At 33.2% G+C, this 14,333-nt stretch carries 7 protein-coding genes; 6 read left to right on the forward strand and 1 reads right to left on the reverse strand.

What is annotated here, in order from left to right:
- Positions 1-6: 6 nt before the first annotated feature.
- The 3 genes from ABJM36_RS08600 to nagB are packed head-to-tail and all read left to right on the forward strand — an operon-like array spanning position 7 to position 6,383.
- The gene (locus tag ABJM36_RS08600; RefSeq protein WP_348451051.1) at positions 7-1,473 is read left to right on the forward strand and encodes a glycosyl hydrolase family 18 protein; all 1,467 of its coding nucleotides are present in this window, start codon (positions 7-9) and stop codon (positions 1,471-1,473) included.
- 23 nt (positions 1,474-1,496) lie between these two features.
- Positions 1,497-4,415 (forward strand): FAD-linked oxidase C-terminal domain-containing protein, encoded by a 2,919-nt coding sequence (locus tag ABJM36_RS08605; protein WP_348451052.1) that lies wholly within the window; start codon positions 1,497-1,499, stop codon positions 4,413-4,415.
- Between the two features lie 27 nt (positions 4,416-4,442).
- The gene (gene nagB / locus ABJM36_RS08610) at positions 4,443-6,383 is read left to right on the forward strand and encodes a glucosamine-6-phosphate deaminase (RefSeq protein ID WP_348451133.1); all 1,941 of its coding nucleotides are present in this window, start codon (positions 4,443-4,445) and stop codon (positions 6,381-6,383) included.
- Between the two features lie 1,043 nt (positions 6,384-7,426).
- Here nagB and ABJM36_RS08615 read toward each other — a convergent pair.
- Positions 7,427-8,335, reverse strand: a complete 909-nt coding sequence (locus ABJM36_RS08615) for a serine protease (protein ID WP_348451053.1) — start codon at positions 8,333-8,335, stop codon at positions 7,427-7,429.
- A 514-nt stretch (positions 8,336-8,849) separates the two neighbouring features.
- Here ABJM36_RS08615 and ABJM36_RS08620 point away from each other — a divergent pair.
- The 3 genes from ABJM36_RS08620 to ABJM36_RS08630 all read left to right on the forward strand — a co-directional run bounded on the left by ABJM36_RS08620 (position 8,850) and on the right by ABJM36_RS08630 (position 14,327).
- The gene (locus ABJM36_RS08620) at positions 8,850-9,410 is read left to right on the forward strand and encodes an RNA polymerase sigma-70 factor (protein WP_348451054.1); all 561 of its coding nucleotides are present in this window, start codon (positions 8,850-8,852) and stop codon (positions 9,408-9,410) included.
- A 196-nt stretch (positions 9,411-9,606) separates the two neighbouring features.
- Positions 9,607-10,761 carry a FecR family protein gene (locus ABJM36_RS08625; RefSeq protein ID WP_348451055.1) on the forward strand — a complete coding sequence of 385 codons (1,155 nt, stop codon included), beginning with the start codon at positions 9,607-9,609 and terminating at the stop codon, positions 10,759-10,761.
- A 140-nt stretch (positions 10,762-10,901) separates the two neighbouring features.
- Positions 10,902-14,327, forward strand: a complete 3,426-nt coding sequence (locus ABJM36_RS08630; RefSeq protein WP_348451056.1) for a SusC/RagA family TonB-linked outer membrane protein — start codon at positions 10,902-10,904, stop codon at positions 14,325-14,327.
- The last annotated feature ends 6 nt before the right edge of the window (positions 14,328-14,333 follow it).

Genomic DNA, 14,333 nt, shown 5'->3' on the forward strand with positions numbered 1-14,333 from the left:
TTTATTATGAAAAAAACATTTCATTATTCAGTATTAGTAGTTTTAATATTTCTTTTTTCCAATATCCTTATATCTCAAGAATTATATAGAAAAGGGGCACACGAGTTACAAAAAGAGAGCTATGGAAAGCAAGTGAAAAGTAATAAAAGCTTGAAAACAAGGGAGCAATCCATTATAGCATTAAATCAAGTCCAAACAAATACATTAAATAAAATAGTCTTTGGGTTTTTGCCTTATTGGGAGCAAAGTAGTAGTGCGCACAATAACATACAATATGAGTTGCTTACGCATTTAGCTTGCTTTGATTTTTTAGTTCAGTTAGATGCCTCAATAACCCCGCCAGCAGGATGGCCTTGGACAACCGAAATAAATGCAGCACATAGCGTAGGAACCAAGGTTGTTATGACGGTTGTAAACTTTGGAGGTGCCGATAATGCTGATGCTGTAGCATGGGAGTTGTTTACTAACACAGCTAAGCAAAACACCTTCTTTGAAAACGTTAAAAATTTAATTGAAACTTATAGTTTAGATGGTGTAAATATAGATTTTGAAGGACTAACAAGCGCTCATAGAGGAGCTGAATTAAATACTTTTATGGCTAATTTAACCACCTACATACACACAGAACTACCAGGAAAAGAAGTTTCTATTGATGGACCAGCAGTTAATTGGGGTGGTTGGATAATGGATGATTTGGTAGATAGTGTTGATTATTTAATTGTCATGGCATATGATTATACAGGAGCCAGCGATGGTTACTCTGGTCCTGTAGCTCCATTAACACATCATACCTCGTGGAAACGGTTTGTAACAAGAACAATTGAAACAGGTACCTATGCTGTGCCTACAGCCAATAATCCAGAGAAATTAATCTTAGCAGTGCCATATTATGGGCAACATTGGAAAACCGATACTAACCTTTCAGAATCCTCAACCATATCATCGGAAGGCTCTACCAGATATAGAGATACAGCAACAGAGGCGGCTGCACATGGTGGTTTTATTTGGAATTCAGATTTTCAGTCGCCATGGTATGTATGGTATGATGGGGCCAATTGGAATCAAGTGTGGGCCGATAATGAAGCAAGTATTTCAAAAAAGTTCGATTTAGCTATAACTAATAACCTAGGTGGTGTAGGTATGTGGGCTTTAAACTATGATGGTGGTCGCCCTGAGTTGTGGGACTTAATAAATACAAAGTTTGGAGCTACAGCATCTCTAGACGAGGTTGGTGTTAATAACATGGTTAAAGTATTTCCAAATCCAGCTAAAGATGAGATTACCATATCGTCTATAGCTAATGAAAAATTAAAAACCATAGAACTCTATAACGTTATGGGACAATTAATAATGACAATTGAGCCTACTCAGGAATATGTTAATATAAGTAATCTGGAACACGGTATGTATATTCTAAAAATTAAAAGTGAATTGGGGCTACAAGAATCTTTTAAAATTTTAAAATCTAATTAAATAGATAATAATCGCTGCAGCAGATGAAAACTACTATAAAACAGACTTTAAATGAACTGTCTCGTATTTTAGAGGGTAAGGTTTTTTATGATAATTTACATAAAAGTATTTATGCCACAGATGCTTCCGTTTATAGAAAAACACCTTTAGGTGTCGTTTACCCAAAACACAGTCAGGATTTAAAGACGCTAATTCATTTTGCCTCAAAAAATAATATAAGCCTTATACCTAGAGCGGCAGGTACTTCTTTGGCAGGTCAATGTGTAGGTGATGGACTGGTGGTCGATATTTCTAAACATTTCACAAACATTTTAAATTTTGATGAAAACTATAAAACAGTTACAGTTCAACCAGGAGTAATAAGAGATGAGTTAAATAATTTTTTAAAACCTTATGGGCTGTTTTTTGCACCTAATACTTCTACCAGTAATAGGTGTACTATAGGCGGCATGGTTGGTAATAATTCATCAGGGACAACCTCCATTAAATATGGGGTTACTCGTGATAAAGTGGTTGAATTAAAAACAATTTTAAGCGATGGCTCTACAGCGGTTTTTAATGAATTATCTGTAGAAGGTTTTCAGGATAAAAGGCAAGGAAATTTATTAGAAAATAAAATTTATAACGCTGTTTATAACGAATTAGCTAATCAAGAACACCAAGACGAAATTATAAGAGAGTTTCCTAAAAATAACATCCACCGCAGAAATAATGGCTACCCTATTGATGAGTTGTTGGGATTTGAAAAGTTTGGAGGCTCAAGTAAAACTATAAATTTAGCAAAACTTTTAACAGGTAGCGAGGGGACTCTAGCATTTACAACAGAAATCACGTTACAATTAGATGAATTACCTCCTTCAGAGAATATTTTAGTAGCGGCCCATTTTAATAGTATAGAAGCAAGTATGAAGGCGGTCGTTGTAGCCATGCAACACAATTTGTACACCTGCGAGCTAATGGATAAAACCATTTTAGACTGTACTAAAAACAACAGAGAACAACTAAAAAACAGGTTTTTTGTTACTGGCGATCCCAAAGCCATATTAATGCTCGAGATTTGCACCAATAGTGCAGAAGAGTCAAATGCATTAGCGAACCTGTTAATTGCAGATTTAGAAATAAATAAGCTGGGGTATGCTTATCCTAAATTGGTAGGGTCTCAAATAAATCATGCGGTTGAATTAAGAAAAGCAGGTTTAGGTTTATTAGGAAATATTGTTGGTGATAAAAAGGCTGTTGCCTGTATTGAAGATACTGCTGTTGATGTAAATGATTTGCCGAATTATATTTCAGAATTTTCTAATATGATGAAAGATTTTGGTCAAGAGGCAGTTTATTATGCTCACGCTGGGGCAGGAGAACTTCACCTAAGACCAATCTTGAATTTAAAAAAGCAACAAGATGTGGTCCTGTTTAGAAAAATTACAACTAAAACGGCAGAACTAGTAAAAAAATATGGCGGGTCTTTTAGTGGAGAACATGGAGATGGCATTGTAAGAGCAGAGTTTATTCCGTTAATGATTGGTGAAAAAAACTATGCGCTTATAAAACGTATAAAAAACACGTTCGATCCTCAGAATGTTTTTAATCCAGGAAAAATTGTTGATGCGTTTCCCATGGACAAAAGTCTTAGGTATGAGGTGGATAGAAAGGAACCTTTTATTGAAACCATTCAAGATTTTTCGGATAGTTTAGGGATTTTAAGAGCTACAGAGAAATGCAACGGATCGGGCGATTGTAGAAAACTTCCTAGTGCAGGCGGTACGATGTGTCCAAGCTATAGAGCAACTTTAAATGAAAAAGATACAACTAGGGCAAGGGCTAATGCTTTACGAGAGTTTTTGACTAATTCAGATGAGAAAAATAGGTTTAATCACAAAGAACTTTATCAGGTTTTCGATTTATGTTTAAGTTGTAAAGCTTGTGCTAGCGAGTGTCCTAGTAATGTTGATGTAGCCACTTTAAAAGCCGAGTTTCTATATCAATACTATAAGGAAAATCGCATGTCTTTTAGAACTAGGGTATTTGCAAATAATGTTAAGTTAAATAAACTAGGAAGCATTATGCCAGCGGTTACTAATTTAGTTTTAAATACTAAATTTGCAAAAAAAATGTTAGGGTTAGCTACAGAACGAAACCTTCCAAGGTTAGCTCATAAAACCTTGTTTAATTGGTATGCAGAAAATAAAACAAGGCTTTCTTCTAAATCTAAAACACAAGGAGAAGTATACCTATTTGTAGATGAATTTACCAACTACTACGACGTTAATATTGGAATTGACTGTATTGAGCTTTTAACAGATTTAGGTTATAAAGTAAATATCACAAAGCACGAAGAAAGTGGTAGAGGGTTTATCTCAAAAGGAGTTTTAGGCAAAGCTAAGAAAATAGCAAATTTTAATATAGAATTTTTTAAAGACAAGCTTTCAAAAGATATACCGTTAGTAGGAATAGAGCCATCAGCGATTTTAACATTTAGAGACGAGTATTTAAGATTGGCAAGCGATAAAGAAGCTGCACTAACAATTGCAAAAAACACCTATACCATTGAAGAGTTTATTAAACGAGAATTTGATAAAAAGAAAATTAAACCTGAGCGTTTTACAAATGGCTTTAAAACTTTAAAAATTCATGGGCATTGCCAGCAAAAAGCATTGAGTAATACAACGTCAGTTTACCAAATGCTAACTATACCGAAAAACTATAAGGCTACTATAATTACATCAGGATGTTGTGGTATGGCGGGGTCTTTTGGTTACGAAAAAGAGCATTATAATATCAGCATGAAAGTTGGTGAAGATACTTTATTTCCAAAAATTCGACACACAAGTGATGAGGTTATTATCGTAGCCTCAGGAACCAGTTGTAGACATCAAATTAAAGATGGTACCAATAAAGAATCTAAACATCCTATAAGCGTTTTAAGAGAAGCTCTTGTATAAAGAAATAAAAAAACTAAACATAAAAAAATTAAACGAGTTATGCTAAAAAGTAATATAGACAAAGCCACTGGGTTCGAAAAACGATTTGAAAATATTGGCACCGTAGTTTTTGAAACTTCAAGTGAAGCATCCGTGGCTGTAGCTAAAGAAATTGAAGCATTAATACGAGTAAAACAAGCTCAAAAACAACCCTGTATTTTAGGCTTAGCAACAGGTTCTTCGCCAAAAGGACTGTATGCCGAATTGGTTCGATTACACAAAGAGGAAGGCTTGAGTTTTAAAAATGTGATATCATTCAATTTGGACGAGTACTATCCTATGGAACCAGATTCAGTAAATAGTTATGTGCGTTTTATGCAAGAGCAACTGTTTAATCATGTAGATATATTGCCAGAGAATTATCATATCCCCGATGGCACATTACCTAAAGCAGCTATTGCCGAATATTGCGATCAGTATGAAGCAAAAATCAAGGCTTTAGGAGGTATCGATTTACAAATTCTAGGTATTGGTGGTAATGGTCATATTGGTTTTAATGAATCGGGCTCACTTCAAAATTCGAAAACCAGATTAGTAGCTCTCGATCATATTACACGAGTAGCAGCTAGTGGAGATTTTGCAGGACTCGATAACACCCCAAGAACTGCTATCACATTGGGTGTAAAGAAAATAATGGAAGCTAAACGCGTAATTTTATTAGCTTGGGGCGAAGGAAAATCTAATATTATAAAAGCCTCGACCGAAGGCGAAGTAACAAGTAGAGTTCCAGCATCCTATTTACAAGAGCATAACAATGCCACCTTTATATTAGATAAGGCTGCCGCTTCAAAATTAACGCGTATAAACACACCTTGGTTAGTTGAAAAAATAGAATGGACGGACAAACTTATAAGAAAGGCCGTATTAAGTTTAGCGCTTCATGTGAAAAAGCCCATTTTAATGTTAACTGATGCAGATTATATTGAAAACGGCATGAGTGATTTATTGGCTGATGCAGGACCTGCCTACGACATCAATATTAAAATATTCAACGAATTACAGAACACGATTACAGGTTGGCCTGGAGGAAAACCCAATGCTGATGATAGCAAACGACCAGAACGTGCAGAGCCAGCTAAAAAGCGCGTGCTGATTTTTAGTCCGCATCCAGATGATGATATTATAAGTATGGGAGGCACCTTTAAAAGATTGGTAGAGCAAGGGCACGAGGTACATGTAGGTTATCAAACTTCAGGAAATATTGCAGTTGCTGACGATGAAGCGTTACGTTTTGCCAATTTTGTAATCGACTATAACAATCGGTTTGGTATTGAAAGTAAAGAAGCTGAAGGTATTTATAAACGAGCCGTAGCTTTTCTTAAAAATAAAAAATCTAGTGAAATAGACACCGAAGAAGTTCGATATATAAAAGGTTTAATAAGAAAGGGAGAAGCAAGAGCCACTTGTCATTTTGTAGGTGTTCCAGAAGAAAACATTCATTTTATGGAAATGCCTTTTTATGAAACCGGAGCCATAAAAAAGAATCCAATAGGTGTTGCCGATATAAAAATAACTATGGATTTAATAGATAGGATTAAGCCTCATCAAATTTATGCAGCAGGAGATTTGGCAGACCCACACGGTACGCATAAAGTGTGTTTAGACGCTGTATTTGCGGCTGTTAAAGAATTGAAACCTAAAAAGTTTATGAAAGACTGTTGGTTATGGTTGTACCGAGGTGCATGGCAGGAATGGGGTATTGACGAGATAGAAATGGCAGTGCCTATGGGGCCAGATCAAGTATTGGAGAAGCGTAAAGGAATCTTTAAACATCAATCGCAAAAAGATGGTGTGGTGTTTCAAGGTACAGATAGTAGAGAGTTTTGGCAGCGTGCTGAGGATAGAAATAAAGAAACGGCCGACTTATATGATGTTTTAGGTTTATCGCATTATGCAGCCATGGAAGCTTTTGTAAGATGGCATTATTAATATAAAAAACTAAATAGAATAGAAACTTTGGGAAAATTGCATCGGGCATAATATAATTATATTGTCTTTTGCTTAAATGATGGACTGTAATTTCTGTTTCTTTTTTTTCATGATTCGAATTTAATTTATGTAACTATAAATCTCGCAACATAATGCCAAGTCTAAAACATTTAATTTTTGAAGGGTAACCAATAGGGTAACAGTACTTTGATATGTAATGTGTATTTTGAATATATACTAAAAACAAAAAAAAACCTCTAAACGTAGTGTTTAAAGGGTTTTAACTTTTAAAGTGTCTTTTGACAACTTTATCAGCGGAGAATGAGGAACTATCCAAATCAATTTTTTTATAGCATTCATAGGGCTTTAGCTCATATCATAGTTTTTTACGCACCGAATTACGCACCGAATTACGCACCGCTCTGATTTTTTTATGAAATCAAATAAAATTTGGCTTTGTTTGAATGAATATGGATAAAATATTCTTTTAAATTATTTAAAGTCAATTTGATTTAAATAATATAATTGCCCCATCCAAGTTATGAATTTAGAGCGCATTATATCTTTTTAATGTAAACGTCTTTTTTAATCAAATAATGAAGTGACTTTTAATTTTATTTAGTTTTAAATAATATGAAGCAATATCAAAGAATGTATTTGCAGAGTTTAGTTATCAAGTATTTTATATTTAATTTATTGTCAAATATTTCTGTTCTCAGTAAGTTCATTTTTAGTAAATCGAACTAATTCAAAAAATTTGCATCCGATAACAATATAAGAGATAGAAAACCTTCATATATAAGTCTAGGACAAGTAATTAAATTAAATCAAGGAGCTGCTAAAAATTGTCGTGTAAAAAGTAACCGTCTTGATTATTTAGAAATAAATCAACTTATAATTTCAAAATTGTTAAAAGGTAACAAAAATTTGATTTATTCTGAAAAATTTATCAAGAAATCATAGGTGTTTAAAAATTTATAGATAAAAAAATATCAGATTATGTTTTAATCTAAGATTTTAAAACTGACACTGTTTTTGATATTTTATTTTATAAGTTTAACATACTTATTAAGTTGGCTAACGGGTACGACTATATTTAGGGTTAGTTGTAAATCACCTTTATTTTTGGGGTTAGAGCCGTTAGTATAGTGAGAACGTGTAGAGCTTACTATACCAATAACTTGTCCGTATTCATTAACTACTGGGCCTCCACTAGCACCATTACCAAATTCTGCCGTAATTGTTATTCTAGGAATTTTTTTTGAGCCTTCATATTTTCTAGAAATGATTCCTTTGGTCATTAAAAATGTATTTTGAAACGGATGCCCCATCATGTAAACACCTTCTCCAACAAGTTCGGTTTTAGCTAATGGTAGCGCATCTAGTTTAGCACCCTGCGTATCTATTTTTAGAATAGCTAAATCATTGGCTTTACTGGAAGACAAAACTTCGGTGACGTTATAAACTACGCCTTCATGGCTCACTGCAAAAACCCCAAAATGTTGAAGACCTTCTTGGGGGGTTATAACATGATAATTGGTTACTACAATACCATCTTCGTGAATTACAAAACCTGTGGCTGCACTTAAATGTACGTTTGGACATTTACCACATAAATAAGAAATACCTATGTATAATGTGCTTTTTTGTAGGTGATGATACATTTCATTACCTGTTTTTTTATCGGCCAAAGCGTACATGATATCAACCCCAGAGTTTACTTCGTGATTTTCAATTTTATCGTGTTTAATTTTTTCAAAAGGTGTGTGTTTATCCTCCAGAATTAATTGATTTATCGCGTTAGTTGCATCTCTTATAAATGCCGAGCTATTTTCTGTTTCATCAAGTATTGTTTTGCTTAATGTATCCTCGTTTTCTGGAATGTTTTTAGATGAGTTACAGGCTTGAAACCCTAATATGAGGGATAAATAGATTATGTAATTAATCTTCATGGTCAATTTTTTTTAAGTTAATTAATTTCTGGAGTTGGTTGTCTTTATGTTTTGTTTGTAGCCAGAGTTTTATGTTATTGATAAAATTTATTTAAATACATGCTAATACTTAATAGGTTGATTTAAAAAGCTTCAACCCCTGTTAGGGAAATGTTAAAGTTAGTTTTTGCTTCAATTTCAGACACAAAAAAATAGCGGTATGATATAACTTGTATTAAGTTAATTAGATCTGATTAATAAAGGGTTTAAAGAGGCGGGGACTAGTTTGAAGTTTGGGTAATGTATTAAAAAAAAAGTTTTTTTTATGGTATAAATATGGAAAAATTGAGGGCTTTTTTATTTAAATTAATAAAATAAGTCTTGAGAATTTATAAAGTAAAAAAAAGCAAGTACTCTAAGTTTTTTTGAAAATGCCAGGTAATGATATTTAATAATTTAATATATATTGCTAAAAATTTAACTTATAAATTAATTATAACCAATGATTATTTCTTCTGAAATTTTCAAATAAATTATGTATAACTCCGATAAAGAAATTATACAAGGATTGAAGGCTGACGATAAAAGGGCCTTAACAGTTATGTATAATAACTATTGGAAATTGTTGTTTCTTTCTTCTTATAATCTACTAAAAGATAAGGAGGTTTGTGAGGAAATAATTCAGGATGTGTTTATTGATATTTGGAATAAACGTAAAGAAGTTGTAATTAAAGTGTCTTTAAAAAGTTACCTGTATGCTTGTGTAAGGTATAAAGTTTTTGCGGAGTTTAGGTCAAAAAAAACAACTAGAATAGAATTATTAGAAGATATTGACAGACGTGTACAATACACAACTCCAGAGACAAAAGCCATGCATAAGGAACTTAAACAACAGGTTAAACTTATTGTTGAAACGTTACCAGAAAAGTGCAAAAGAGTTTATAAACTTAGTAGGCACGAACAATTGAGTCATAAAGAAATTGCGGAGCAATTAGGGATTTCTGTTAAGACGGTAGAAAACCACATTACAAATGCGCTTCGTGTGCTTCGTACTTCATTAGGGCAAGTTTTGTTTTTAGCCTTATATATAAATTAAGAAATTATCTTTCTAAATAACAATACTATTGCATTGCATTTTATTTAGTGTTTATGCTTTTTTATTGATTTATATTAGGTGTTTTTTTGTTTTTGTATTATTATTTTTTGAATAATTAAAAAATAATTGATTTTCTTTTAGGGGGTGCCACTTAATTTCGACACTTAATTAGTGTACACATAAAATATTAATGTAATTGTCGAAGCCAAATCAAAATATAAATCAACATTTTCAAGAATTAATTGAAAAATACCTTAATGGAAAAATAACCATTAAAGAAGTTAAAAAACTTGTAAACTATTACGAAAGTTTTCAGGAGACCCATGAATGGGTTGAAGACTTAGGTTCAGAAAATAAGATAAAACAAAAAATGCTTATTAATATTCTGGAAACTATTCAAGAAAATCCATCGGTTAAATATATTCCATTCTACAAAAAAGCTATTTTTAAATATGCTGCGGCAGCATGTTTAGTAGGGTTAGTTGTTTTTGGTCTTGCTTATGAATTACAGCAAAATAACGAGCAACAAACTGTAGCAAAAACTTCGGTAATAGAAATAGGTACAAATAAAGCAACCTTAACATTAGAAGATGGGAGTAATGTAGCATTGAAGAAGGATACCAATTATGAGACTGCTAAATTAAAGAGTGATGGTAAATCTTTAGTGTATAATAAATCAAAAGAAGTAGAAGAAAAACTAGTTTATAATTACTTAACTATTCCTAGAGGCGGACAGTTTTTTGTGGAATTATCAGATGGTAGTAAAGTATGGTTAAATTCCGATTCTAAATTAAAATATCCGGTCAATTTTATAAAAGGAAATCCTAGAGAAATTGAGTTGGTATACGGAGAAGCTTACCTAGAAGTTTCAAAAAGCGAGAAACATAACGGAGATGCCTTTATATTAAAAAGCAACGAACAAAGTATTAAAGTTTTGGGAACCATGTTTAATGTGAAAGCTTATAAAGATGATACTGAAATTTTAACCACCCTAGTGGAAGGAAGTGTATGTGTAAGTAATAATATTAATAAAAATATCTTAAAGCCCGGAGAGCAATCTCGTTTATCTCAATCTAAAAATGATTTTGAAATTTCTTTGGTGGATGTCAATGAAATAATTTCTTGGCGTGAAGGCGAGTTTAGTTTTACTAATAGGTCTTTGAATGATATTATGAAAGTATTATCTCGATGGTATGATATAGATATCATTATCGCTAATGAAGATTTAAAGAAAATTGGTTTTACAGGTGTTTTAAGTAAACAACAACACATAGAAAATATACTAGAAATTATTAAAAATACTAATAACTTAAATTATAAAATTGATGAAAATAAAATAATAATAAAATAAAAAAAAAGGGATAAAACTTAACCTCTAACCGCTAGTAATATCCCCTAGATTATTTGATTAATTAACCAAAATGTAAATTTATGAAAAAAAACATTACTAATCTACCTCTCTTGTCCAAGAGCAGGTTTCTAACGATCATCATGAAAACATTTCTTTTTCTATTTTCGATGGCCGTCTTTAGTTTATCTCCGAAAAATGGGTTCTCACAAAGTGTAAAAATTAAAATTAAGGACAATCAAGTTGTTACCGTCGACGAAGTATTTAAAATTATTAAAGACCAAACTGAATACCGGTTTGTTTACCGATCCGATTTGTTCACAAACTACCCCAAAGTAAGTTTAAAGAAGGGTACTATTAAAGCAAATAAACTGCTGGAGACTGCTTTGTCTAATGGTATGTTCACCTATGAGTTTTCTAATGAAAACACTATTGTGATAAAAAATAAAGTGGTTATAGATAATCCAGAAGAGGATACATACATTGCGCCGCAACAACTCGTGGTTGGTAGTGTTACAGATGAAAATGGAGTGCCGCTTCCTGGTGTAAGTGTAATTGTGAAAAATACTAGATATGGTGTTTCAACTGATTTTGATGGTAATTTCAGAATTAATTTGACGGATAAAGGAGAAAACCCAATCTTGGTTATTAGTTTTATAGGCTATAAAAAACAGGAAATTGTAGTTGGAAGCAAAGCTTTAATTAAAGTGAAAATGGTTCCAGAACTATCTGGTCTTGATGAGGTCGTAGTTATTGGATACGGTACATCTACGGTAAGAGATGCTACGGGTGTTATTTCTAGAATTAAATCGGAAGATATTGAAACCGCCCCAATGGCTACTACTGTAGAATCGTTATTACAAGGTAGAGCAGCAGGTGTAAATGTGCAAATACAATCGGCTTCACCAACATCACCAGTAAGTGTTGTTATACGTGGAATGTCTTCTTTAGATGGCACCAACCAACCATTATGGGTTATAGATGGTGTGCCACAAGAACCAAGTGAGTATAGATCTTATTATGATCCAGTTAATGTGTTAAATGAGTTAAATATGGATGATATTCAAAGTATCGATATCTTAAAAGATGCTTCTGCAACTGCAGTATATGGATCTCGAGCTGCTCATGGTGTAGTTATTATTACATCCAAAAAAGGAAAACGAAATACTGCACCGCAAATTCAGTTTTCTACAAATGTTTCCAATACGGTAACCGATTTTAATGCGTTCGAATATTTTGATGGTCCGCAATATGAAAATTATATGACGGCGGCTTACAAAGAACAAATTCTTACCGAAGGTTTTTCTGGTGATTCCGATCAGTTTTTTGACCAACAGGCTTTCTATAATTTAAATACCAGTGAGTTTGATGCTTCAGATTTAGTACTGCTTCCTAATGCATTTTTTGGTGGTGATACCGATTGGCAAGATGAAATTACCCAGAATCCTATAAACTTAAAACATGATTTATCTGTAAGAGGCGGATTGGAAACCACGAGTTATTATGTGTCTTTAGGGATTGTAGATAATGAAGGCGTTGTAAAATCTGGATATAATAATGGTTATAACGGAAGCCTACGATTAGATACTAAATTTAATGACAAGTTAACTTTTGGAATCAATTTAAGAGGGTCTACTCGTGATGCGAGTTATAAAGATGGATTATTAACAGTTGTAAATAGAATACGTCCAGATTTAATACCGTATAATGAGGATGGGTCTTTATACTACAGTTACTATGTAGAGAACCCATTTACATCCATATTAAACGAAAACTCATCGAAGTCTTTTAGTCTTAATACAACAGCCTTTTTGGAGTACGAAATTGTAAAAGGTTTAAAATGGAAATCGTCTTATACTAATGCTTATGCCGATACGGAATATTTAAGCTTTAATTATACAGGAACCTATCAAACAGAATTAGGGGAAAGACGTTGGAGGTCTTCGAAAAGATCTCGTGATTTATTCGATAATACTTTAACTTTCTCTAGACTTATAGGGGACAAACATAATGTAACCGCTTTATTAGGGTATAGTTTAGAAAAATTTGGAACACGCAGTTATTCTATATATGCCGAAGATTTTGCAGATGATGAGCTCCTTAATAACTTTGGTTCTCATGCATCGGTACCGGAAGTAAGTGAAAGTGAAAGTAGATCAGCTTTAATTGGTCAATTTGCTCGTGTACATTATAAATATGATGATCGTTATATTATCTCAGGAACCATTCGTAGAGATGCGTCATCTCGATTTGGTCCAGGTAAACAATGGGGTACTTTCCCGTCTGGTGCTTTAGCATGGTTGGTTACCGAAGAAGATTTCATGAAAACTGAAAACGTGAAAAAATATCTTTCTTATTTAAAGTTAAGAACTTCAATTGGTATTACGGGATCTACCGGTGGCTTAGGATACTCAGATTGGGCTACAGGAATTCAAGCAGAGACGTATAACAATAGTCCTGTAATTAGTCCGAGCTCATTAGGGAACCCTAACTTACAGTGGGAACAAACTAAAATGTTTGATTTAGGTTTAGATTTTGGCTTACTTAATGATCGTATTTCTGGTTCCATAGGGCTTTATAAAAAACATAGTGATAAGTTAATTTTCGATAATGATATCCCATGGAGTTCCTCCGAGCGATATACCTCTGCTAATATTGCATCTATGCGTGCAAATGGTGTAGAACTGAGTTTAAAAGCCGATATTCTTCGTACAAAAGATGACAGATTAAGCTTTAACTTTAACTGGGCTACTAATAGTTCGACCGTTGAAAAAATTACAGGAAATGTAGATCAGCTTATATTTTATAGTTATGATCAACGTATGATTTTAAATGTTGGGGACGAAATAGGAGAGTGGTACGGTTACCAAACTGCTGGTAGATTTTATTCTACTGCTGAAGATGCTTATGCTTATAGAAACGGTGTAGATGCATACGGTAATCAAGAACCATACTATATTAATACAGAAAGAAAAGGCGATATTATTTATGTAGATCAAAACGGAGATGGTTTAATTACCGAAGACGAAGATCGAACTAACATCGGGACTTCGGTACCTAAAGGTTATGGTGGTTTTGGTTTCAATTACACACATAAAAACTTTACTATATCGACTAGCTTTACATATGCTTACGGACACTTAAGACACTGGACAGCGGCTCGAGATGCTGTGAGATATGGTATGCGAGATTATAATAGTAGTGTCAATATTGCAGGGTCAAGTACGGTACTATTAAGTCCAGAAGAGGCTACATTTCCAAGAATTTTAGGTAGTGCAATTGGAGGAAATGGTTTGTTCTCAGATTTTTACTTACACGATGCATCTTACCTGCGTTTAAATGCCTTGTCTATGAATTATAATCTACCTAAGAAAATATTTCAAAATTCAGTGTTTAAATCGGCTAGTTTAAATTTTAGAGCATCTAATTTATTTACAATCACAAAATATCCAGGGTTTAGACCAGATGGGGGTGCAGGATTATCTCAAGTAGGTACAGCTTCTGCCGAGGATACTAGTACTTACCCTTCTGCGTCGGTTTACAGTCTTGGATTAAAAGTTAATTTATAATATACA

The organism is Algibacter sp. (assembly GCF_039977455.1).
In the GTDB taxonomy this organism is placed as follows: Bacteria; Bacteroidota; Bacteroidia; order Flavobacteriales; family Flavobacteriaceae; genus Algibacter_B.

Bases quoted from the DNA above. Each gene is read 5' to 3' on its own strand.
- ABJM36_RS08630 (WP_348451056.1), top strand. From the start codon at position 10,902: ATGAAAACATTTCTTTTTCTATTTTCGATGGCCGTCTTTAGTTTATCT.
- ABJM36_RS08620 (WP_348451054.1), top strand. From the start codon at position 8,850: ATGTATAACTCCGATAAAGAAATTATACAAGGATTGAAGGCTGACGAT.
- ABJM36_RS08600 (WP_348451051.1), top strand. From the start codon at position 7: ATGAAAAAAACATTTCATTATTCAGTATTAGTAGTTTTAATATTTCTT.
- ABJM36_RS08615 (WP_348451053.1), bottom strand. From the start codon at position 8,335: ATGAAGATTAATTACATAATCTATTTATCCCTCATATTAGGGTTTCAA.
- ABJM36_RS08605 (WP_348451052.1), top strand. From the start codon at position 1,497: ATGAAAACTACTATAAAACAGACTTTAAATGAACTGTCTCGTATTTTA.